General features: G+C 71.1%; 20 protein-coding genes, 1 tRNA gene and 1 other RNA gene. 11 read left to right on the forward strand and 11 right to left on the reverse strand.

Translation table 11 applies throughout. The features are described from left to right. Window positions 1–46 precede the first annotated feature (46 nt). The 6 genes from ASG91_RS05520 to ASG91_RS05545 all read right to left on the reverse strand — a co-directional run bounded on the left by ASG91_RS05520 (window position 47) and on the right by ASG91_RS05545 (window position 5,703). On the reverse strand, window positions 47–601 hold the full coding sequence (locus ASG91_RS05520; protein WP_056921590.1) for a hypothetical protein: 555 nt from the start codon (window positions 599–601) through the stop codon (window positions 47–49). 95 nt (window positions 602–696) lie between these two features. Next, window positions 697–784 (reverse strand) — tRNA-Ser (locus ASG91_RS05525). Window positions 785–958: 174 nt separating this feature from the next. Continuing rightward, window positions 959–1,774 carry a metallophosphoesterase gene (locus ASG91_RS20985; RefSeq protein WP_200961229.1) on the reverse strand — a complete coding sequence of 272 codons (816 nt, stop codon included), beginning with the start codon at window positions 1,772–1,774 and terminating at the stop codon, window positions 959–961. Then, window positions 1,771–3,075: a putative nucleotidyltransferase substrate binding domain-containing protein gene (locus ASG91_RS05535; RefSeq protein ID WP_056921592.1), complete on the reverse strand. Its 1,305-nt coding sequence runs from the start codon at window positions 3,073–3,075 to the stop codon at window positions 1,771–1,773. Before ASG91_RS05535 ends, ASG91_RS20985 begins: the two co-directional genes overlap by 4 nt. A 181-nt stretch (window positions 3,076–3,256) precedes the next feature. Then, window positions 3,257–4,099 (reverse strand): glutamate ABC transporter substrate-binding protein, encoded by an 843-nt coding sequence (locus ASG91_RS05540; RefSeq protein ID WP_056921593.1) that lies wholly within the window; start codon window positions 4,097–4,099, stop codon window positions 3,257–3,259. Between the two features lie 50 nt (window positions 4,100–4,149). Beyond that, window positions 4,150–5,703, reverse strand: a complete 1,554-nt coding sequence (locus ASG91_RS05545) for an amino acid permease (protein ID WP_056921594.1) — start codon at window positions 5,701–5,703, stop codon at window positions 4,150–4,152. 377 nt (window positions 5,704–6,080) lie between these two features. On the opposite strand from ASG91_RS05545, the gene ffs reads away from it, so the two are divergent. Beyond that, window positions 6,081–6,179: signal recognition particle sRNA small type (gene ffs / locus ASG91_RS20085), an RNA gene on the forward strand. Between the two features lie 12 nt (window positions 6,180–6,191). Here the strand turns inward: ffs and ASG91_RS05550 are convergent. Both ASG91_RS05550 and ASG91_RS05555 read right to left on the reverse strand, forming a co-directional pair. Continuing rightward, window positions 6,192–7,598: a hypothetical protein gene (locus ASG91_RS05550; protein ID WP_056921595.1), complete on the reverse strand. Its 1,407-nt coding sequence runs from the start codon at window positions 7,596–7,598 to the stop codon at window positions 6,192–6,194. Beyond that, window positions 7,595–8,290, reverse strand: a complete 696-nt coding sequence (locus ASG91_RS05555) for an ATP-binding cassette domain-containing protein (RefSeq protein ID WP_082593934.1) — start codon at window positions 8,288–8,290, stop codon at window positions 7,595–7,597. Before ASG91_RS05555 ends, ASG91_RS05550 begins: the two co-directional genes overlap by 4 nt. A gap of 129 nt (window positions 8,291–8,419) precedes the next feature. Here ASG91_RS05555 and ASG91_RS05560 point away from each other — a divergent pair, with 129 nt between their 5' ends. The 4 genes from ASG91_RS05560 (at window position 8,420) to ASG91_RS05575 (ending at window position 12,772) form a co-directional block, all read left to right on the forward strand. Then, window positions 8,420–10,708 carry a DNA polymerase III subunit gamma and tau gene (locus ASG91_RS05560; protein ID WP_056921596.1) on the forward strand — a complete coding sequence of 763 codons (2,289 nt, stop codon included), beginning with the start codon at window positions 8,420–8,422 and terminating at the stop codon, window positions 10,706–10,708. 132 nt (window positions 10,709–10,840) lie between these two features. Beyond that, complete coding sequence (gene recR / locus ASG91_RS05565; protein ID WP_056921597.1) at window positions 10,841–11,440, forward strand: recombination mediator RecR; 600 nt, start codon at window positions 10,841–10,843, stop codon at window positions 11,438–11,440. Next, window positions 11,433–11,984: a DUF5063 domain-containing protein gene (locus tag ASG91_RS05570; protein ID WP_056921598.1), complete on the forward strand. Its 552-nt coding sequence runs from the start codon at window positions 11,433–11,435 to the stop codon at window positions 11,982–11,984. Before recR ends, ASG91_RS05570 begins: the two co-directional genes overlap by 8 nt. A 227-nt stretch (window positions 11,985–12,211) precedes the next feature. Further along, window positions 12,212–12,772 (forward strand): hypothetical protein, encoded by a 561-nt coding sequence (locus ASG91_RS05575; RefSeq protein WP_056921599.1) that lies wholly within the window; start codon window positions 12,212–12,214, stop codon window positions 12,770–12,772. A gap of 87 nt (window positions 12,773–12,859) precedes the next feature. Here ASG91_RS05575 and ASG91_RS05580 read toward each other — a convergent pair whose 3' ends face one another. Further along, a complete protein-coding gene (locus tag ASG91_RS05580; RefSeq protein WP_056921600.1) occupies window positions 12,860–14,011 on the reverse strand; it encodes an ABC transporter permease in 1,152 nt (383 codons plus the stop codon). Then, window positions 14,008–14,922, reverse strand: a complete 915-nt coding sequence (locus tag ASG91_RS05585; RefSeq protein ID WP_056921601.1) for an ABC transporter ATP-binding protein — start codon at window positions 14,920–14,922, stop codon at window positions 14,008–14,010. The genes ASG91_RS05580 and ASG91_RS05585 overlap by 4 nt, the downstream gene beginning before the upstream one ends. Window positions 14,923–15,077: 155 nt before the next feature. Here ASG91_RS05585 and ASG91_RS05590 point away from each other — a divergent pair, with 155 nt between their 5' ends. Together ASG91_RS05590 and ASG91_RS05595 are read left to right on the forward strand one after the other, a co-directional pair. Continuing rightward, window positions 15,078–16,349: an aspartate kinase gene (locus ASG91_RS05590; RefSeq protein ID WP_056921602.1), complete on the forward strand. Its 1,272-nt coding sequence runs from the start codon at window positions 15,078–15,080 to the stop codon at window positions 16,347–16,349. Beyond that, a complete protein-coding gene (locus ASG91_RS05595; RefSeq protein WP_056921603.1) occupies window positions 16,346–17,437 on the forward strand; it encodes an aspartate-semialdehyde dehydrogenase in 1,092 nt (363 codons plus the stop codon). The genes ASG91_RS05590 and ASG91_RS05595 overlap by 4 nt, the downstream gene beginning before the upstream one ends. A gap of 3 nt (window positions 17,438–17,440) precedes the next feature. Here ASG91_RS05595 and ASG91_RS05600 read toward each other — a convergent pair whose 3' ends face one another. Beyond that, window positions 17,441–17,971 (reverse strand): hypothetical protein, encoded by a 531-nt coding sequence (locus ASG91_RS05600; RefSeq protein WP_056921604.1) that lies wholly within the window; start codon window positions 17,969–17,971, stop codon window positions 17,441–17,443. A gap of 165 nt (window positions 17,972–18,136) precedes the next feature. On the opposite strand from ASG91_RS05600, the gene ASG91_RS05605 reads away from it, so the two are divergent. The 4 genes from ASG91_RS05605 (at window position 18,137) to ASG91_RS05620 (ending at window position 22,063) form a co-directional block, all read left to right on the forward strand. Beyond that, window positions 18,137–18,991, forward strand: coding sequence for a LytR C-terminal domain-containing protein (locus ASG91_RS05605; protein ID WP_056921605.1), 855 nt, complete (start codon window positions 18,137–18,139; stop codon window positions 18,989–18,991). Window positions 18,992–19,060: 69 nt separating this feature from the next. After that, complete coding sequence (locus ASG91_RS05610) at window positions 19,061–19,978, forward strand: M15 family metallopeptidase (protein ID WP_082593935.1); 918 nt, start codon at window positions 19,061–19,063, stop codon at window positions 19,976–19,978. Between the two features lie 11 nt (window positions 19,979–19,989). Beyond that, a complete protein-coding gene (locus tag ASG91_RS20990) occupies window positions 19,990–20,808 on the forward strand; it encodes a L,D-transpeptidase (RefSeq protein ID WP_056921607.1) in 819 nt (272 codons plus the stop codon). 55 nt (window positions 20,809–20,863) lie between these two features. Beyond that, window positions 20,864–22,063: a pyrophosphate--fructose-6-phosphate 1-phosphotransferase gene (locus tag ASG91_RS05620; RefSeq protein ID WP_056921608.1), complete on the forward strand. Its 1,200-nt coding sequence runs from the start codon at window positions 20,864–20,866 to the stop codon at window positions 22,061–22,063. Window positions 22,064–22,073: the final 10 nt, after the last annotated feature.

The raw sequence follows: 22,073 nt of genomic DNA on the forward strand, positions 1-22,073 counted from the left end.
AGGTGCTGGTTGCGCCGCCCTTCAGGCGCGGCGCTGGGCCGGGCGGTCAGTCCTCGGGGTTGCTCTGGTAGCGGATCCAGGCGCTGGAGTCGCGGTGCCACAAGCGGACGAGCGCCCACCCGCCGACGAGCAACAGACCGAGGGCGAGGGTGCGCGCGAAGGTCCCTGCGGTGGGCAGCAGCGCGCCGGCGAAGAGGCCGAGCGACACGGGGAAGAGCACACTGGCGATGATCCGAGCCCAGCGCGACCCGCGGGCCGTCGCCCTGGCCATCGCGAGCCAGATCACGCAGCTGACGACGGCGACCGCCGTAGTCAGGCTGAGCGTGAACCGCAGGACGCCCTCGATGTCGTCGGCGGTGGCCGGCAGCTTGCCCACCGCGACCTCGTTCCGGATCGCGTCGCGCAGCTGACCGCGGGTGAGAAAGCCGCGCACGACCTCGAGCACCTCGAGCGCGGCGCCGAACTGCATCAGGCGCACGGCGTCGACGATCGACCGTGGCGGAACCAGGGGCGAGCCGGGACGCCAGGCGGTGTGGTCCGGACGGCCGTCGCCGGGACCGTCGGGGCTCAGGACGCCGCGCCAGTTGATCTGTCGGGCCATGCGGTGTGGCTCCTCCGGACGAGGCCGGTCCTTGACGGGTCGGCCTCGTCGAGCGTGGTCGACCCGTCTAGCACCCGAGCACGGGACCTGGGTTGTGGCGGAGGATAGGGGATTCGAACCCCTGAGAGCTTTCACTCAACACGCTTTCCAAGCGTGCGCACTAGGCCACTATGCGAATCCTCCGCCGAGGAGGCTACCTGAGCCGAACCTCACCACTGAAATCGCTCCCGGATGACCGGGTCGAAACGGCTCCAGGGACGGCCGTCAGCTCGGTGACGACGCCGGCGGGGCGTCCGTTCGATGTAAACCCGCCGGGATGTGTCCGCGGGTTTACATCGAACCAGCCGCATCAGCGGATCAGCCTGGCCAACCGCGCCACGGATGGACCGGTGCGCGGCCGTGCCCGGGGTCCACGCCGATGATGCGCCCACCGGCGAGCGTCGTGGTCTCGTGCCGCGCGGAGCGGTCCACCGAGGTGACCGCGCGGATCGGCTCAGCGGCCCGGAACCGGTCGCGCGCCCAGTCGAAGACGGTGGAGTGTCCGTGCACCTGGCTGAAGGGCAGTGGTCGATGCAGCCAGCTCGGCACCAGCTCGGTGGCGGCCGAGGCCCACAGCGGCCCCACGGGTCCTTCGTCAGCTGTTCCGTGCAGCATGACACCCGCACGGAACACGTCGTCCGAGCCTTGCGCCGCAAGGGAGTTCAGCACCTCCGCCGCATCCGCCGCCGTCCGAGGCGAGCCCAGCACGGTCTCCCAGAACTCGGCCGTCACCCCGGCATGGGTCACGAGGTGGACCTCGCCGGCCGACTTGACGGTGGCGGCCATCGCGAGCTGGCCAGAGCCCCACCACCGGCGCATCGTCTCGATCGCGTGCGCGTGGAGGCGTTCCGGCCACTCGAAGACGGGCTGCCGCAGGTACTGCATCTCGTGGTTGCCCACCAGCTGGGTCCACTGGTCAGGTTGGTGGGTGAGGTAGCCGTCCACCAGCGCGACGACCTGCTCCGAGTCCGGCCCACGGTGGACGAGGTCGCCCAGCTGGACGACCTGCAGGTCGGCCGGCAGTCGACCGGTCCCGGGATCCGCCCCGAGCCGGACGAGCTCGGCGAAGAGGGCGGTGGCGTGGCCCCCGACGTCGCCGATCACCACGCGGCGGACCGCCGTGGGTGCCGTCATGGCGCCGGTCGCGACCATTCGGCCGTCGGGAGGTACACCGACAGCCGGGTCATCCGCTTCTGGACCGAGGCGATCTCCCGGACCGCCTGCGCGACCACGCTGCGGTCCAGGGGGGACATCAGCTCCTCCGAGAAGGTGTCGGACGGTGGCTGACCGGCTTGGTGCTGCATCAGCTGGTAGCGCAGCCGGAGCCGTTGGAGCGTGTCGAACACGTCGACGAGCGTGGCGGCGCGGTCATCGGGGAGCATGGTCGACCCGGCCGCCGCCACCAGCCGGTCGCGGGTGCCGAGCGCCTGCGACCCGGCGCTCAGGGCGGCCCACCGGGCGAGGTTCACCACCGGGAGCAGGGCATGCTCCTTGACGTCGATGTCGGCCGGCCGACGCCGCAACGCGTCGCGGGTCGTCCGCAGCCTGGCCCGGTGGGCGAGCGACTCCTCCAACAGCAACCGCATGGTCCCGGGGTGCCGACGCAGCTCGGTGAACACCTGCAGCGCGGCGGGGAGCCCCGGGTCGCCCTCGATAGGACGCCCGTCGACGAGGAGCGAGGCCATGATCGCGCCCTGGTTGAGCTCGGGCGACGCCATCCACCGCAGGGCTGCGGCGCGCCACTCGGTGTTGGTCCGGGCGAACGGCTCGCGCGAAGCGGTCGCGCCGTTCCAGTCGCGGCTCAGGCCACCACGGGCCAGCACGTCGTGGACCTCCCCGAACGCGGCGCGATAGGCGGGTAGCAGGTCCACCGGGACGTCGTCGGTGAACGCCACCGCCGAGTCGACGTCGGAGCTGAGCACCGCCTCCTGGCGCCCGTTGCTGCCGAGCGATAGCCAGGTGAAGGCGTCGCGGTCCAGCTCGGGGTGCGCGGCGAAGACGATCCGGATCGCCCGACGCACGGTCGTGTCGATGATCGCCGCGTAGAGGGCGATGACCCGTCCGGACGTGAACCCGCCCGCGAGCAGCTCGCCGAGGACGGAGGGTATGCCGCGGGCGAGCCGCGCGAGGTCGTCGACCGTCTCAGCGCGGTTGAGCTGCGCGTGCAGGGCGACGTCCGCGGAGGTCGACGGCGAGGCCGCGCCCCTGGACCGCGCCGCGAGGCTCTGGGCGAGGAACCGCGCGCCCTGCCGCGACGTGAAGACAGGGGTCGCGAGGACTCCCGGGATCCGCGCGATCCGGGTCTGGCCCGAGGCCACGGCCCGAGGCCCCACCGATCGCTCGGTCAGCATGGCGGAGAAGCCGAAGACTCCACCCGGCTCGAGGACCTCGTCCGGCACCTCGGCGAGCCGGGCCGGGTCGTTCCAGACGTCCACCCGGCCCTCGATGACGACGAAGACCTCGACCGTGGGGTCGATGAAGGCGTCGAGGACGAGGTCGCCCCCGCCGTAGTCGACGACCCGGGCGGCGGCAGCGAGCTCGGCCAGACCGGCCGCCCCGAGGTGGCTGAACGGCCGGTGCTGGCCCAGGAGCTCCGCGAGCTCACCCTCGTCCAGATCAGCCTCCGACGGTCGGCGGGCTGGGGATGTCGTAGCCCGACGGCCCCACCGTCTTCTCGAGGGCGGTCTTCCATGCTCCGGAGGAGATGTACTCCTTCAGCGCCGCGTTGACCTTGTCCACCATGGCAGTGTCGCCCAGTTTCACGCCGACGCCGTAGCGCTCGTCGGTGAAGCCCTTGCCGACGACCTTGAGGACGCCCTTGTACTCCGGCTCCGCGGCATACCCGGCGAGGATGAGGTCGTCGGTCGAGACCGCGTCGACGTCACCGTTGGCGAGGTTGCGGACGCACTCGGAGAAGGTGGGCACCTGGCGCAAGGTGATCTTGCCGGCATAGTGCGCCTTGACGTAGTCGGCCGACGTCGTGCCCGAGGCAGCGCACAGGATCCTGCCGTCGAGCGTCTCCGGCCCGGTGATCGCCACGTCGTTTCGTCGGATGAGCAGGTCCTGGTGGGCCACGAAGTAAGGCCCGGCGAACGACACCTCCTTCTTCCGCTCGTCCGTGATGGAGAAGGTCGCGATCACGAGGTCGACCGCGCCGCTCTGCAGGGCCGAGATGCGTTCGGCCGGGTCCACCGGTTTCCACGTGATGTTGGCCGACGGGACGCCGAGCTTCCCGGCCACGTACTGAGCCGTCTCGATGTCGAAGCCGGCGTACGTGCTGCCGGACTTCGCGCTCACGCCCGGCTCGTCGTCCGCGATCCCGATGGTGAGCTTCCCGGTGCCGCTGGCTCCGTTGTCGGTCGTGGGGGCGGCCGGGGTCGACGAGCACCCGACCAGGACGCCCACGACGAGGGACGCGGCGGCGACGGCGACCGCGGAGCGGCGACGGACGATCGACATGGGGCCTCCAGAACCCTTGTGGGACAAGGCGCGAGCCACGGTGCGGGACATCAGGCCTGCCCTCCGTCGATCGCGTCGGGGTTGGCCGCCACGCGGGGCCCGTAGGTCGGTCCGTCGTCCGCCCAGACCGCCCTGAGGCGGTCACCGGTGTTCGCGACGACCTTCGGTCGCACCACCCGCCAGCCGATCTCCAGGATCGCGAAGATGACGGGGATCCCGATGATGACGACGACGAAGTCGGTCTTGTGCCAGAAGTACGGCGACGACTTCCACCCGGAGGCGGCCATGCCGACCACCACCATCGCGAGGAAGGCGAGTCCGATGTAGCTGGTCCACGGCGACCCCGGGGCCTGAAAGGCGCTCGGGGGGATGACCCCTCGGTCGGTGAGCTGCCGAAGTCTCAGCTGGCACAGGAAGATCGTGCCCCAGGTGAAGAGCACACCGATTGCTGCGGCCTCGAGGGCGATCTCGAAGGCGTCCGGGGTCAGGGCGTTCAGCACCGCGCCGAAGACGTAGACGACGGAGGTGAAGACGATGCCGGCCCAGGGGACGCCGGACCCGCTCATCCTCAGGGTGAAGCCGGGCGCCTGCTTGGCCATGCCGAGGCTTCGCAGCACCCGGCCCGTCGAGTTGAGACCGGAGTTGAGGCTCGACATGGCCGCCACGATGAGCACGACCTGGATCAGGTCGCCCATCCAGTCGAGGCCCATCCGCCCGAAGATCGTGACGAACGGGCTGATGCCGGCCTTGAAGTCGCTCGTCGGCAGCATCGAGACGAGCAGGAAGATCGAGCCGCAGTAGAAGACCGCGATCCGGAAGATGACGGCGTTGACCGCCTTGGGCACCTCGACCTTCGGGTTCGCCATCTCGCCGGCTGCGACGCCGACCATCTCGATCGCGGCATACGCGAAGACGACACCCGACATCACGAGAATCGGTCCGTACCAAGCGAAGTCGCCACTCGCCGGCCAGAAGCCGCCGGGGTTGCCCCACAGGTTGCTCACACCGGCCTTGTGCCCGCCGATGTCGAGGCGCAGCCCCACGACGACGATCCCCACGATGAGGAAGATGATGATCGCGCCGACCTTCGCGACGGCGGCCCAGAACTCGAACTCACCGAAGGCACGGGCCGACAGCAGGTTGACGACCAGCACGACGGCCAGCGCGATGAGCACGGTCGCCCAGGTCGGCATCGTGGGCCACCAGTGCTGGACGTAGAGCCCCACGGCGGAGAGCTCGGCAATGCCGGTGAGGGCCCAGTTGAGCCAGTACATCCAGCCCGTGATGTACGCGGCCTTCTCGCCGAAGAACTCACGCATGTAGGAGACGAACGCGCCGGAGGTGGCGCGGTGCAGCACGAGCTCGCCGAGGGCGCGCATGAGGAAGTAGGCGATGACGCCGACGAAGGCGTAGCTCAGCAGCAGGGCCGGCCCGGTGCTGTGCAGCCGGGAGGCCGATCCCAGGAACAGCCCGGTGCCGATGGCGCCACCGATGGCGATCATCTGCACGTGCCGCCGCCCGAGGGACTGCTTGTAGCCCACCTGCTCTGCGTCGAGGGAGTGGTGCGACTCCTCGGCCGCCGTCCCCGTCACGGTGTCACTCATTGGTCAACCTCTGATCTCTCGCTCGGACCGACACCCCCACCGGACCTCCCGCGGTCGCGGGCGCTGGTGACTGGACGCATCCCACCACTGCTGCCGCCAGCCCACAATTGGCAAGTTCTGTGCTCGTTTGAGCAAGCCAACGTCGACTGACGTGTGTTGACGGGCGTTGGGGTGTCGAAGCCGCAGGTCAGGGACGGTGCGCACCGAAGCATGAGGGCTGCCGGCCGTCCGTCGGCGGCGGTGCAGGACGGGCGGCAGGTGTTCGACCCGTGGACACTTCGAGAGGTCCCGGGGGACGTGGAAGGGGGTGGCCGAGGGGTGGCCGGCCGCTCCGGGAGGGAATTGGCTGCAGCGGCGGGGGCCCGTCTACACTGGCCGCAGGCACCCCGTGTGGTGGTACCTCTCCGAACTCCCCCAGGGCAGGAATGCAGCAAGGGTAGGAGAGCTCTTCCAGGTACGCGGGGTGTCCCTTTTGTGCCGGACGCGCGTCAGGTGCGGTGGCCCTCGTCGAGCAGCCTGACCCGGCGCCGCCCGAACGCGACGGCGGCATACGAGGCGAGCACCAGGACCATGAGGGCGTTCGAGGCGGTTGACCTCGTCAGCAGCGCGGTCGCGGCGACGCCGCCGATGATGGTGAGCAGCAGCGGCCGGGAGTACCAGAACGCCACCGACACCACGGCCGACCCCGGTGAGAACAGGCTGACCGGCGGTAGTCCCCGGAACGCCGCCATGAGGTGGCCCCCGGCCACGAGCGCCACCATCGCCAGCGGCCAGACCACGGCGGCGAAGCCGGCCCCCGGCGTCGTGAGGACGACGGCGCCCCCGGTCAGGAGCGCGACCGCCGAGTAGAGCACCGAGGGCGTCACCAGGTGGGCCAACGCCTCCCTGCCGTACGCGAGCCCGATCAGCGGCGGCGTGCCGGCGTTGTCACCCTGCAGCCGCAGCCCTTCGGACCAGGCCCCGTAGCCCAGGTAGCACGAGACCGTGCCGACGAACGCGACGATGTTCGGCACGCCGGGGATGGTCGCGTGGGCGAGAGACCAGCAGCCTGCGGCGACGAGGACGAGGCCGACGACCAGGGCGCCGGGCGCGCGCCGGAGCCCCAACAGGTCGCGGCCGGCCAGCACCGCGACCGGCCCGCGGGCCCGGAGCCTGGTCCGCCGCAGGCGCGTCGACGGGGAGGCGACGTCGAGCCGGGCCGCGCGCAGGTCGCCGGCCAGGACCGCACCACCCATCGTCACCGCCCGCGACGACTGGGTCCGCAGACCGACGTGGTGCAGCGCCCGCAACGACCGGGCGCCCCGCAGCACCGTCGAGGCACCGCGTGGTCCGGTCGGCCACGACCGCACCTGGCCCCACAGCCACGACCCGGCGAACCCGAGCCCGGCCACCAGGCCACCCAGGCTCGACGGCAGCAGCGCCCACGGCGAGGACACGTCCGCGACGACCATGCCGGTGCCGACGACCGCGCCGGTGAGCAGGCCGCCGATGAGGCAGCCGAGCAGGCTCAGCCGCCACCAGCGACGCAGCACCACGGCGCGGTCGAGCGAGCTGACGGCGACGTGGTCGAGGTAGGGCAGGTCCGGCACCACCGGTCCGCGGAGCGATCCCAGCCGGTGCCCGACCAGCCACACGGCGGCGACGAGGACGCCCACGACCAGCACGCCCTGGGCCCCGGTCAGGTGCCGCGAGATCCAGGCCGGGTCGACGAACATGAAGAACGCCCGCGACGCCGGAACCCCGTAGGTGAGGGCGGCGATCACGGCGACGTACGCGGCATACACGACGTTGCCGTTGCCCTCCTCGGGCAAGCCGCCGCGGATCACCCGGCGCGCCTGGTCGAGGCGCTCGCGGTCGCTCGTGGGCCCGGCCTCCTGGGTCGGCGTCGAGCTCACGGGGCGACCACGTCGATGACGCGGTCGGCGATCGCCGCCGTCATCTCGGGGTCGTGGCAGGCCACGACGAGCGCGTCACCAGCCGCCTTGCGAGCCACCAGGCTCTCGGTGAGCAGGCCGCGCTTGTGGGTGTCGAGGCGCTGCTCGGGCTCGTCGAGGAGCAGCACCCGGGAAGGGCGGAACAGCACCAGCGCGAGGTGGAAGAGGTGCTGCTGCCCCGACGACAGCTCGTGCGGGAACCGCTCGGAGAGGTGGTCGATCTCGAGGCTGACGAGCAGGTCGTCGGCCCGCTCGTCCGCGGTGCCGATCGCGCCACCCCACGTGGAGTCGATCAGGACGAGGTGGTCGACCACGGTGAGGTCGCGGTATGCCGTGGGGTAGCCGATCAGCGCGGCCACCCGGGCGCGGGTGCCCGGGTGGCGTTCGTCGATGGAGCCGCCGTCGAGGGTCGCGCTGCCCTCGGACGCCTCGAGCGTGCCTGCCAGGATGCGCAGGAGGGTCGTCTTGCCGCTGCCGTTCTCACCCCGGACCACGACGCACTCGCCCGAGGAGACCGCGAGGTCGATGGGGGACAGGAGCACGTTTCCGTCGATGTGCTTGCCGACCCCGGTCGCCTCGAGCCGGATGGGTGCAGCGCTCTCGGACCCGCCGGGGGGCGGCTCGGTGGTGTCGTGTCTGCGGCGTGCGAACATCTGCCTCCCTCGTCCGCGCCAGTCTGCCACCGGGCTCGTCCCGCGCCCGCCGGGGCCGGGGTGAGGGACTGTGGGAGGGGCTGTGGGAGGGGGACGCGGATGTCATCCGGGGCGACTAGGGTTCCCGAGGTGAGCACCGCCCTGTACCGCCGCTACCGGCCCGAGTCGTTCGCCGACGTGATCGGCCAGGAGCACGTCACCGAGCCGCTCATGCAGGCGCTGCGCACGGGCCGGGTCAACCACGCCTACCTGTTCTCCGGTCCGCGAGGCTGTGGCAAGACGACCAGCGCCCGCATCCTGGCCCGCTGCCTCAACTGCGAGCAGGGCCCGACGCCGACCCCCTGCGGCACCTGCGACTCCTGCGTCGCGCTGGCCCGCGGTGGCGCCGGCAGCGTCGACGTCATCGAGATCGACGCGGCCAGCCACGGTGGTGTCGACGACGCCCGAGACCTGCGCGAGCGGGCGTCCTACGGTCCGGCCCAGAGCCGCTACAAGATCTACATCATCGACGAGGCCCACATGGTCACGCCGCAGGGCTTCAACGCCCTGCTCAAGATCGTCGAGGAGCCGCCGGAGCACGTGAAGTTCGTCTTCGCGACGACCGAGCCCGAGAAGGTCATCGGCACCATCCGCTCCCGCACCCACCACTACCCGTTCCGCCTCGTGCCGCCCGGCCAGCTGTCCGACTACATGGCCTCGCTCTGCCAGCAGGAGAAGGTCGCCGTCGCGCCGGGCGTGCTGTCCTTCGTGACCCGCGCGGGCGGCGGGTCGGTGCGTGACTCGCTCTCGGTGCTCGACCAGCTGATCGCCGGCTCGGGCGACGAGGGCCTCACCTACGAAGGGGCCGCGGCGCTGCTCGGGTTCACCGACGCCGAGCTGCTCGACGCGATCATCGACGCGTTCGCGGCCGCCGATGCCTCGGGTGTCTTCCACCAGGTCGACCGGGTGATCGAGACCGGGCTCGACCCGCGCCGGTTCGTCGAGGACCTGCTCGAGCGCCTGCGTGACCTCATCGTCGTGGCCGCCGTCCCCGACGGCGCCTCGTCGGTGCTGCGCGGGGTGCCCGAGGACCAGCTCGAGCGGATGCGCCAACAGTCCGCAGCGTTCGGCGGGGGTGCCCTGTCGCGGGCGGCCGACATCGTCAACGCCGGGCTCACCGAGATGACCGGCGCCACCGCACCGCGGCTCCAGCTCGAGCTGATCTGCGCGCGTGTCCTGCTCCCCGCCGCCTCCGGCGAGAGTGGGTATGCCGCCCGGCTCGACCGCCTCGAACGCCGCCTCGACGTGGAGGGCGTGCCGTCAGCCGCTCGCGCGGCTGCGCCGACCCCGCCAGCACCGGCTGCCGCGCCAGCACCGGCTGCCGCGCCAGCACCGGCTGCCGCGCAACCACCTGGCGCCGCTCCCTCCTCCAGCGCCGCGGCGGAGGCGACGCCCGCACCGCAGGACGCCCCGTCCGAGCAGGGTGCAGCTGGGTCACCCGAGCCGGCCGAAGCCGAGCCAGCAGCCGCTGCGCCCGTGGCGCCCCAGCCGGTCGCCGAGCCGGTCGCCCCCGCCGAGCCGGTGGCTGCGCCTGTCGCTGCGGACGCCGGACCGGTGGAGGAGCCCGCGCCGGCCGCTGCGGGTGGGCAGCCGGGAGCCATCACCGGTGGCCTGGACGTCGCGGCCATCCGGCGCGCCTGGCCAGACATCCTCGGATGGATCTTCAAGCACAAGCGCACGACCTGGACGCTGCTGTCCGAGCACGCCACCGTCCACGACTACGACGGCTCCAAGGTGGTGCTCGGCATCTCCACCGTCGGCATCGCCAACACCTTCCGCCACGGTCCGCACGCCGACCTGGTTCGCCAGGCCCTGATCGACGTCCTCGGCGTGGACGCCCGCGTCGAGGGCATCCCGACTCCCGATGCTGGGCAGTCCGCCCCGAGCGGGGAGTCCCACCCGACCGTCGTCCCGGCCAACCGCTACCCGTCCGACGACCCGGCAGTGAAGGGTGACAACCCGGCGCCATCGGGCCGAGGAGGCAGCACCGATGGCGGTGCGGCGGGCAGCGGAGCCGGCCCCGCGGCATACGCCGGCATCGCGGCCTCGAGCCCGCCCCCGGAGACCGGCGGCGGCTGGGCGACCGCGTCGTCGGGTCCGTCGAGCGGCCCGAGCTGGGCCAGTGACGACGCCCCGGGAGGTCCGGCCACGGCGGCTGCGCCCGAGCCCGGTGCGCCCGCCGAGCCGGGCACGGGCTCGAGGCTGGCCGCCGCGAAGGCCGCGGTGGCGGCGGAGGCACCGGCCCGCACCCCTGACACCTACGTCGCCGACGACAGTGCGGCCAGTGCCGACGACGAGGACATCGCCGAGCTCGGCGAGGTGGGCCGCCCCGTGATCGAGCGGCTCCTCGGCGGCAAGGTCATCGACGAAGGACCCTGACCGCGGCGATGGGCGAACACCTTGGCGGGGTGGTCGACCAGCTCACCGTAGTCGGGCTGGCTGCGGGGCTGCGCGAGCGCGTTCGGGGCGGCGTCGTGGGTGGTGACACCCCGAGGGCATAGGCTCACCGATGTGTATGAAGGTGTGGTCCAGGACCTGATCGACGAGCTCGGCCGGCTGCCCGGCGTGGGTCCCAAGAGTGCCCAGCGGATCGCCTTCCACCTGCTGCAGGCCGACGCGATCGACGTCAAGCGCCTGGTCGAGGTGCTCACCGAGGTGAAGGCCAAGGTGCGGTTCTGCGAGACCTGCGGGAACGTTGCAGAGTCCGAGCAGTGCCGCATCTGCGCCGACCCGCGCCGGGACGGCACCGCGATCTGCGTCGTCGAGGAGCCCAAGGACGTGGTGGCCATCGAACGCACTCGTGAGTTCCGCGGTCGCTACCACGTGCTCGGCGGGGCGATCAGCCCGATCGACGGCGTCGGCCCCGACGACCTGCGCATCAAGGAGCTGATGACCCGGCTCGCGTCCGCCGAGGTCACCGAGGTCATCATCGCCACCGACCCCAACCTCGAGGGCGAGGCGACGGCGAGCTACCTCGCCCGGTTCCTGCGCCCGATGGGTCTGCGGGTCACCCGGCTCGCCTCGGGCCTGCCCGTCGGTGGCGACCTGGAGTATGCCGACGAGGTCACCCTCGGTCGCGCGTTCGAAGGCAGGAGGCTTCTCGATGTCTGACGACCTGCAGGTGCTGGCCGACGAGTCGGCCCTCGACGCCCGCGCCTACCTCACGACGTTGACCGAGGTCGCGTCCGGCTCGGCTCCCGACGCCGCCATACCCATGACCCTGTTGGCCCTGTCGCAGGTGCTGGTCATGGGCGCGCGGCTCGGGGCGATCGAGGACATCGTGCCGGTCGAGCGGTTCGAGACCGACACCGTGGAGGCCGAGCTCGACCCCTTGCGCACGGGGGTGGCCAACCTCTTCGAGGGTCTGGATGAGTACGCGGACCTGGTCGACCCCGTCACCTCGACCGAGCTGACGACCGGCTCGCTCTCCAACGACATCACGGTGGTCGCCGGAGCGCTCTCGCACGGCCTGCGGCACTACGACCAGGGACGCATCTCAGAAGCGCTGTGGTGGTGGCAGTTCAGCTACCTGTCCGACTGGGGTGAGCGGGCCGCCTCCGCCCTGCGGGTGCTCCAGTCCCTGCTCGGCCACATCCGGCTCGACGCCGACGAGGAGACCATCTCCGAGGCCGAGTTCGACGCCCTCCACCCCTGACCCGCTGGCCTGACCCGGTCAGGTCCCAGGTCGACGGTGAGGCACATCTGTGCCCTCGGCGGCACGGACGGACCGGACCTCGGGCTGCGGGCGTCGATCGGTGACGCCAGTGCCCCAGATGGACGCGCCGCGCCTGACCAGCGACGTGGATTAGTCCAATCGCAGGTTCGCGGCGCGGGTCGTCGAGGGGATCGTGGGCACCGCAGGGACGACTGAAGGGAAGTCCCATGAGGAAGTTGCTGATCTCTGCCTGTGGCGTCCTGGTCCTGGCCTTCGCGATGGCCCTCCCGGCCCACGCCGCACCGTTGGAGCGCGAAAACTACAGCGGCTCCGACTCCTTCGACTTCGACGACTGTGGCCCGCTCATCCACGAGGAGGTCACCTTCGAAGGAGTGTTCATGCTCAAGGCGCCGACCAAGCCGGGCTACCCACCGCGATACTTCGACAACTACGACGTCCAGGAGGTCCTCACCGCCAACGGCAGGACCATGACGATCGACCACCAGGGCCTGTACAAGGACCTGCACGCGACGCTGATCTCGGGCACGACCTACCGCTTCGAGGCCATGGAGTCGGGCCAGCCGTTCGTGGCTCGTGACGAGACCGGTGCGATCCTCTTCCGCGACCACGGCCTCCTCAAGACCACGTTCGTCGATGACACCAAGGGTGACAACGACCTCGACAACGACGTGTTCATCGAGGGCAGCTTCGAGCTGCTGGCCGACCACGGCAGTCACCCGGCGTTCTACGTCGACTTCTGCGAGGTGCTCGCCGACTACTTCGGCTGACCTCGACGCCACGAAGGCTCGAGCGACGGGAGGTATGCCGCGTGGCCACCTCGGCCACGCGGCATACCGTCTCGCAGTGGTGCGCAGTCAGGCGATGCGGGTGCCGTTGGGCAGGCGCCGGATCGGCGTCTTCAGCCGGCTGCCGGCCAGGACCGTCGCACCCGCACCGGCCACGAGCAGGAAGGCCAGCCCGTACGGCCAGACCGGCGCGGTGTCGAGGGCCTTCGAGAACGGGTCGTCGACGCCCTCGTCCGAGCCCTGCAGCGGCTCGTTGACGATGTAGCCGGTGCACTCGTCGTGCACGTCGCTCGGCCCGTTGCGGGCGGCTCGGACGCCGGCGCTGATCCACCGCATCGGGGTGAACCCGCTGGCGTACAGGCCGTTGTCCTTGCGTGCCTCCGAGGGTGCGGCGTCGGCCACGACCACGAACGGGTTCAGCGGCAGCATCCACCAGATCCGCTCGGTGTGCGCGACCGTCGAGGTCCGGGTGAACGTGGTGCAGTCCGCGCGGGTCGGCTGCCGCTGGCTCTTCTGGATCTCCTCGAGCTGCTCGGGAGTCAGGTTGGGGTCGGCAGGGTCGAAGGCCGGCGGCTGGTGCTGCTCCCACCAGGTGTCCGGGATGCCGTAGACCTGCTGCTTCTCCTGCTGCGTCACGAGGAACGCGCTCAGCCCGAACCCGATGGTCGTGCCGAAGACGAGCGCGCCCATCGTCAGGTAGGTGAGCACCGCCGAGGAGACCGGGCGGGCCGTGAGCGTCGAGAACATCAGGCCGATGGCGCAGACGACGGCCAGCACGAGCACCAGCACGAACAGCGACAGCACGATCCGGCCGCCGGAGACACCGCCCTCGGCCCACGCCCACGCCAGGAACGGCAGCGCGGTCGCCAGGAACGCCAGCGCGACCACCCACGCGGACAGCAGCTTGCCGAGCGCGATGTCCCACTCGGTGAGCAGGGTGGTCTGGAGCGTGGCGAGCACGCCGTGCTCGCGGTCGCCGTTCACCGAGGTCGCCGTGAGCGACGGGACGATGAGCATCGACAGTCCGAGGACGAAGAACACGACGATGTCGTACATCGCCGAGCCCGACTGGAGGTCGGGGTCGTTGGTGGCCCAGTAGGACAGGAAGCTGATGCCCGCGATGAGCAGCACCCAGATCCCGAAGACGATCGGCCACCGCGACGTGCGCAGGCGCTGACGCAGCTCGAGCGCTGCGATGGTCTTGATCCCGTGCCAGCTCATCGCCGGTCCTCCGTCGCTGCGAGGTAGGCGGACTCCAGGGCACCCTGGCTCGGGGCGAACGCGATCACGCGGATGCCGTCCCCGACCAGGTCGGCCAGCAGGCGGGCTGCGTTCTCCTCGCCGGCGACCTCCACCTCGGTGAGGCCGCCACCGACCTTGGTGGCGGGGACGTGTCTCTCCTCGAGCCAGGTCGCGAGCCGTTCGGGGTCGAGCGAGTCGATCCGCCACGAGGCCGTGGCGGTCGCGATGAACCCAGCGTCGAGGCTCTGCGTCTCCAGGCTGCGCCCCCGCGCCACGATGACGGCGCGGTCGGCCACCTCCTGCAGCTCGGTGAGGATGTGGCTCGAGACCAGCACGGTCTTGCCCTCGGCAGCCAGGCCCCGGAGCACGTCCCGCAGCTCGATGCGGCTGCGCGGGTCGAGCCCGGACGCCGGCTCGTCGAGCAGCAGGACCGAGGGGTCGTTGATCAGCGCGCGGGCCAGGCCGAGCCGCTGCTTCTGCCCTCGCGACAGGACGCGGGCGCGCCGGTCCGCGAGGTCGTCCAGGTGCACGGTGTGCAGCAGCTCGTCGGCGCGGGTGCGCGCCTGGTCGGGCGCGATCCGGTATGCCGCGGCGATGGTCAGCAGCACCTCGCGCACCGTCAGCGCGTCCCAGGTGCCGAAGCCGTCGGGCATCCAGCCGATCTTCGCCCGGACCTCGGTCGGCTGGGTGACCGGGTCGAGCCCGTCGACTCTGATCTGCCCGTGGTCGGGGACCAGCAGCGTCGCCAACATCAGCAACAGCGTCGTCTTGCCGGACCCGTTGGGACCGATGAGGGCGGTGACCTCGCCCGGTTCAGCCGTGAGGCTGATGTCCTCCACGGCGAGCACGTCCCCGAACGCCCGCCGCACCCCCTGCACCTCGATGCTCATGCGCGAAGGCTAGCGGCGCAGCCACCTCCTGACCTCCGCTTTCGTACTCACTCGCGCGTCCGGCATACGACACCCGCGTCCCACGATGAGGACCGCAGATAGACTGACCGCCCGTCCCACCCGCACCTGCCCGCCGTGGTCCCAGGAGAAGCACCGTGCCCATCGTCGTCCAGAAGTACGGCGGCTCCTCGCTCGCCGATGCCGCGAGCATCAAGCGCGTCGCCCGGCGGATCGTCGAGGCGAAGAAGGCCGGCAACGACGTCTGCGTGGCGGTCTCGGCCATGGGCGACAGCACCGACGAGCTGCTCGACCTCGCCAACGAGGTGAGCCCCCAGCCGCCCCCGCGCGAGATGGACATGCTCCTGACCGCGGGCGAGCGCATCTCGATGGCGTTGGTGGCCATGGCGATCGCCGACCTCGGCTACACCGTGCGCTCCTTCACCGGCAGCCAGGCCGGGGTCATCACCGACTCGAGCCACGGCAAGGCGCGCATCATCGACGTCACCCCCGGGCGGGTCACCGACGCGCTCGAGAAGGGGCACATCGTCATCGTGGCCGGGTTCCAGGGGGTCAGCCAGGACACCAAGGAGATCACCACCCTGGGTCGGGGTGGCACCGACACCACCGCGGTCGCGCTCGCCGCAGCCCTCAACGCCGAGGTGTGCGAGATCTACACCGACGTCGACGGCGTCTTCACCGCCGACCCGCGAATCGTCCCGTCTGCCAAGAAGATCCACCGCATCTCCAACGAGGAGATGCTCGAGCTGGCGGCCTCCGGCTCCAAGGTCCTGCACCTGCGCAGCGTCGAGTACGCCCGCCGCTTCGACATCCCGATCCACGTCCGCAGCTCCTTCTCAGCGAAGGAGGGCACCATCGTCACGGACAAACCAGCCGAAGGAGACACCGTGGAAGCCCCGATCATCGCCGGTGTCGCACACGACCGCAGCGAAGCCAAGATCACCGTCGTCGGCGTCCCGGACCACCCGGGCATGGCAGCCGCGATCTTCCAGACCTGCGCCGACGCCGAGATCAACATCGACATGATCGTCCAGAACGTGTCGGCGACCGAGACCGGCCTGACCGACATCTCGTTCACCTGCCCCAAGACCGACGGGCAGACCGGCGTGCACGCCCTGAAGAAGGTCCAGGAGTCGGTGGGCTTCGCGTCCATCCAGTACGACGACCAGATCGGCAAGCTGTCACTGGTGGGGGCCGGCATGCGCTCGCACCCCGGCGTCTCCGCGACCTTCTTCAAGGCGCTGGCCGACACCGGCGTTAACATCGAGATGATCTCCACCTCGGAGATCCGCATCTCGGTCGTCACGCGGGCCGACGTGCTCGACGACGCCGTCCGGGCCGTGCACTCGGCGTTCGGGCTGGACTCCTCGGAAGGCGAAGCCGTGGTCTACGGAGGCACCGGCCGGTGACCTCACTCGCCTCGAAGGCCCCGCGCCCGACCCTCGCCCTGGTCGGTGCCACCGGAGCCGTGGGGGCGGTGACCCAGCAGGTGCTCGCGATGCGAGCCGACATCTGGGGCGAGATCCGCGCTGCCGCTGCGCCCGAGGATGCCGGGACGGTGCTCACCGTCTGTGGCCGTGAGGTGGTGGTGCAGGAGCTGTCGGCGGAGTTCTTCGACGGCGTGGACATCGCCCTGGTCGACGTGCCGCCCCCCGTGGCGGCGCACTGGGCGCCCATCGCGGCCGCGCGCGGAGCGGTCGTCATCGACAACAGCTCGGCCCTGCGCGGCGACCCCGACATCCCGTTGGTCGTGCCCGAGGTCAACCCCCTGCAGATCCGCAACCGGCCCAAGGGCATCATCGCCAACCCCGGTGCCACGACCCTGACGATGATCGACGCCCTCGGGGTGCTGCACGCCGGGTGGGAGCTGACCGAGCTGGTCGTCGCCTCCTACCAGGCCGCCTCCGGAGCAGGTCGCGTCGGGATGGCCCGGCTCTACGACGAGCTGGAGGTCGTGGCCGGGCACCGCGAGCTGGGGCACCAGTCCGGCGACGTGCGACGACTGATCGAGCACGAGCTCGGCACGTTGTCGCCCTTCCCGGCGCCGCTGGCCCTCAACGTCGTGCCCTGGATCGGCACCGCGGCCGAGGACGGCTGGACGTCCGAGGAGCTGAAGATCCGCAACGAGACCCGCAAGGTGCTGGGGCTGCCCGACCTGCGCGTCTCCGCGACCTGCGTGCGCGTGCCGGTCATCACCACCCACTCGGTGGCCGTCCACGCGACCTTCGCGCGCCGTATCGACGTCGCCGAGGCGCGCCAGGCGCTCGTCGAGGCCCCGGCCGTGGTCGTGCTCGACGACCCCGACAGCCTGGAGTTCCCGACGCCGTCCGACATCGTGGGGTCCGACCCGCGGTTCGCCGGGCGCCTGCGGCAGGCGCTCGACTTCCCGAACACGCTCGACTTCTTCATCTGCGGCGACAACCTGCGCAAGGGCGGCGCGCTCAACATGGTGCAGGTCGCCGAGCTCGTCGCGAAGGACCTCGCCGTCGTTCGCTGAGCCTCAGTCGTCGAGGGTGGCCCGCAGGCCGGCCGCCCCGACCGAGAGCTGGAGCCTGCCCTTCGCGGGCAGGTCGACCACGGCACAGCCCTTGAGGACGTCCACCTGCGGTGCCTCCACGAGCCGGCACACGGTATGCCGCCCGGTCGCGGTCAGCGCGAACGTCCCGTCCGCGTCGATGCTCGCCAACGACCCCCCGGCGCTGGTGACGTCGTCGTGGAGCACTCGCCCGCCCACGTAGGGCAGGTCTCCGGTGCTGGGCACGTCGATGCCGGCCCCGGAGAGGAACCCGAGCAGGGCGTCGTCCTCGAACACGGCCACCCAGCCGCCGGCCAGCGGTCGGTCGCCCTTGCCGGTGTCGTCGACCGCGACGACCTTGCCCTCGAGGTGGTCCGGTCCACCGCAGCCCGCGAGGGCGGCCAGCGCGACGGCCACCGCGACGGTGAGCAGCACGGCCGTGGCGGCGGCCAGCCGGCGGCCCCTCGGGACGGCGCCGGGCCGCGCTCGCTGGGTCAGGTGGGCGGGGGAGGTCATGGGGCGACATCCTCGCGCACCGCCGTCCCGCGGCTGCGGCGATCACGGCCGGGTGTCCATCACAGAGCGGTGACGAAACGGGTCGTCAGCGTGTCGCTTGACCTGTGACAGATGTGACTGATGTGACTATTGGGACTCAACGGGAGCGCGAGCCAGGGGGCAGCCATGAAGGACGAGAACCTCACACCGACACAGCTGTGGCGCAAGCACCGGATGCGTCAGGTGATGCTGTTCGTCACCATCCCCGGCGTGATCCTGGGCACCGCCAGCATCACCGCCGCCTACTCGGCCGGGTGGATGACCCCGCCGACGCCGAAGCCGGCGTGCAACCCGGTGGTCGTGCCCGCCCCGGCCAGGGCCTCGTTCACGGTCAACGTCATGAACGCCACCGGCCGCACCGGCGTCGCCGGGCAGGTCGCGTCCGGGCTGGGCAAGCGGAAGTTCACCGTCGGAGGGATCAGCAACGCCCCCGAGTCCTGGTACGTCACCCAGTCGGCGGTCGTGCACCACGGTCCCGACGGTCTCGACCAGGCCCTGCTCACCGCCTCCCAGATCCCCGGCGCGAAGCTGTTCGCCGACTCGCGCAAAGGCACCTCGGTCGACGTCGTGGTCGGGCTCGCCTACAAGGACATGGTCGCCATCCCGCCACGGCTCAAGCCGATCCCGAGCGAGGTCAAGGTCAACGTCTACAACACCACCTACAAGACCGGGCTGGCCAAGGTCGTCGCCGACGACATCGCCGGCCGCGGCTTCAAGGTCAAGGACGTCTCCAACGACCCCCAGCGCACCATGCAGCTCGGCACCGCCGTGATCCGCTACGGCGAGCAGGGAGACCTCGCCGCAGCCCTGCTCAAGGGCCACGTGCCCGGGGCACAGCTGGTCAAGGACGACCGCCTCGACGCCACGCTCGACCTCGTCATCGGCAATGCCTACACCGCCCTCACCCCGACCAGCGAGGTCCCGCCCCTGCCGGCCCGCCCGAAACAGCCCACGCCCACGGTCGCCCGCCCCTGCACGTGACCAGCACCTGAGAGCACGGCACGCCCGGACTGGATTCGAGGGGGACGAACAGGGCACAGTGGGTGCCCGATGACCTCTCGCCCCGTGTATGCCGTGTCCTTGGCTTCCCTCGTGTGCCTCGCCCTCGCGGCGTGCGCGGGTGACCCGGGCGGCTCCGCCGCCCCCACGTCGGTGGCCCCCACCACCACGAGCACCACCACGGCCCCCCCGACGACCACGGCGACAGCCAGCCGGACGACGAAGCCCTCGACGACCACGACCAAGGCCACGCCGTCCCGCAGCACGACCGTGGCGCCGCCGAAGCCCAAGCCGGTCACGGCGCTCGCCCCCGTGCCGCGGGCCGGTGCCGAGCCGACCGTCCGGTTCCCGAAGAACGAACCCGCCGTCGGCTCGGGGGCCAACGCATCGGTCGCGCGGGTGCCGGACTCGGTCTGGAACCGCATGGTCGGCGTCTCGTGGACCCAGGGCTGCCCGGTCGGCCGCTCCCAGCTGCGCTACGTCCGCGTCAACTTCTGGGGTTTCGACGGCAAGCGCTCGCGCGGCTCGCTCGTGGTCAACGCGTCCATCGCCGACGAGACCGCCGCGGCCTTCGCGCGGCTCTACTCGCTGCAGTTCCGGATCCGCCAGATGAAGCCGATGGACTCGACCTGGGGCAAGAACCCCAAGGGCCCGGGGGCCAACGACTACGCCGCCATGGAGGCCGACAACACCTCTGCCTTCAACTGTCGCTACGTCGGCGGCGAGGAGGCCAGCAAGGTCTACAGCAAGCACGCCTACGGCACGGCGATCGACGTCAACGACTTCGAGAACCCCTACGTTGCGGACGACGGCACGGTCTACCCCGACCGCTACTGGCTGCATCGTCGTGGCCCCGCCCCCGGGGTCTTCTCCTCCAGTGGCAGCGCAGCCGTGCGGGCCTTCACCAGCCAGGGCCTGCGCTGGGGCGGCCTCTGGAACAACCCCGACTACCAGCACTTCGACCGATGAGCCGGCGCTGGATGACCCGACGTCCCGTGCTCGGCGCGCTCGGTGTGGTCGCCGCGGTCCTCCTGGCCGGCTGCGGTGGTGCCGACCCCGAGGCGGCCGCCCCCACCTCGTCGTCCACAACCGCGACCACGCCCTCGTCGACCACCACGGGCACCACGACCACCGCGACGACCACGACCAAGCCGGTCCCCAAGCCCGTCACCAGCACTCGCAAGGCCACCCCGAAGCCGACGGCGAAGCCGAGCCCGAAGCCGACCTCCAGGCCCAAGCCGCCGACCTGCCGGGTGCCCTCGGGGGTGCGGGCGGCGCAGGTCGTCCTGGTGACGTCGTCCGGTTCCAGCGCAGCCGTGCGCGCCTGTCGTCGCACGGCGACTGGCTACGTTCGTGAGCTCGGTCCGTTCTACGGCCACGTCGGACGCAACGGCGTGAGCTGGTCCAAGCGCGAGGGTGACCTCAAGACCCCCGCCGGCACCTACCCCCTGCGCGGCGGCTTCGGTGCCAGGGCGAACCCGGGCCTGGCGCAGGGCTGGTTCCGCGTCGACAGCAACGACGTCTGGGTCGACGACAGCCAGTCGAGCCTCTACAACACCCACCAGCGCAAGCCGGTCTCCGGTCGCTGGGACTCGGCGGAGAACCTGCTCAACACGCCGGCATACAACTACGCCCAGGTGATCGGCTACAACGAGTCGCGCACCCCGGGCAAGGGCTCGGCGATCTTCTTCCACGTCGACACCGGCGGTGGCACCGCGGGCTGCGTCTCGCTGCCGACCTCGGCGCTCCTCGCGGTGCTCCGGTGGGAACGCTCGGGAGCCGTCATGTCGATCAGCTGAGCCCACTCCTCAGACCACGGTGGAAGTGGCACCCCCGACACGGCAGAGTGGGCGCATGACCGTCAAGACCGTCGCCATGCTCACCGCCGGTGGCCTCGCCCCGTGCCTGTCGTCCGCCGTGGGTGGCCTCATCGAGCGCTACTCCGAGGTTGCCCCCGACGTGCGGATCATGGCCTACCGCAACGGATATGCCGGTCTGCTCACCGGTGACTCGGTGGAGGTCACCGACGAGGTGCGCGCCAACGCACACCTGCTGCACCGGTTCGGGGGCAGCCCGATCGGCAACAGCCGGGTCAAGCTCACCAACGTCAAGGACTGCGTCGAACGTGGGCTGGTCCAGGAGGGGCAGGACCCCCTGCACGTCGCGGCCGAGCAGCTGACCCGCGACGGTGTCGACGTCCTGCACACGATCGGCGGTGACGACACGAACGGCACCGCAGCCGACCTCGCGGCATACCTGCACTCCAACGGCTACGAGCTGACGGTTGTCGGCCTGCCCAAGACGATCGACAACGACGTCATCCCGATCCGCCAGTCCCTGGGCGCCTGGACGGCGGCCGAGCAGGGTGCGGTCTTCGCCCGCAACGTCATCGCCGAGCACACCGCCAACCCACGCATGCTCATCGTCCACGAGGTGATGGGACGCAACTGCGGGTGGTTGACCGCGGCCACCGCGCAGGCCCACCACCAGTGGGTGCAGGGTGCCGAGTTCAGCGGCTGGGTGGAGAACGCGGCCGAGCGCTGGGACGTCCACGGCGTCTACGTGCCCGAGCAACCGCTCGACATCGACCGCGAGGCAAACCGCCTGCGCACCGTCATGGACGAGTTCGACGGCGTGAACCTCTTCATCTCCGAGGGCGCCGGCGTCGCGGAGATCGTGGCCAAGATGGAGGCCGCGGGGCAGGACGTGCCGCGCGACCCGTTCGGCCACGTGCAGCTCGACAAGGTCAACCCGGGGGCGTGGTTCGCCAAGCAGTTCGCCGACCAGCTCGGGGCAGACAAGGTGCTGGTGCAGAAGAGCGGCTACTTCTCGCGGTCCGCCGCAGCCAACGACGCCGACCTCGCGCTGATCAAGGACTGCACGACGTATGCCGTGGACGCGGCCCTGCGGGGTGAGTCCGGTGTCGTCGGACACGACGAGGACCAGGACGACGCCCTGCGGGCGATCGAGTTCGAGCGGATCAAGGGCGGCAAGGCGTTCGACCCCACGACGGACTGGTACAGCACACTGCTTGCCGACCTCGGCCAGTCGTAGCAGGGTCGGG

The organism is Phycicoccus sp. Soil802 (assembly GCF_001429605.1).
GTDB lineage: Bacteria > Actinomycetota > Actinomycetes > Actinomycetales > Dermatophilaceae > Pedococcus.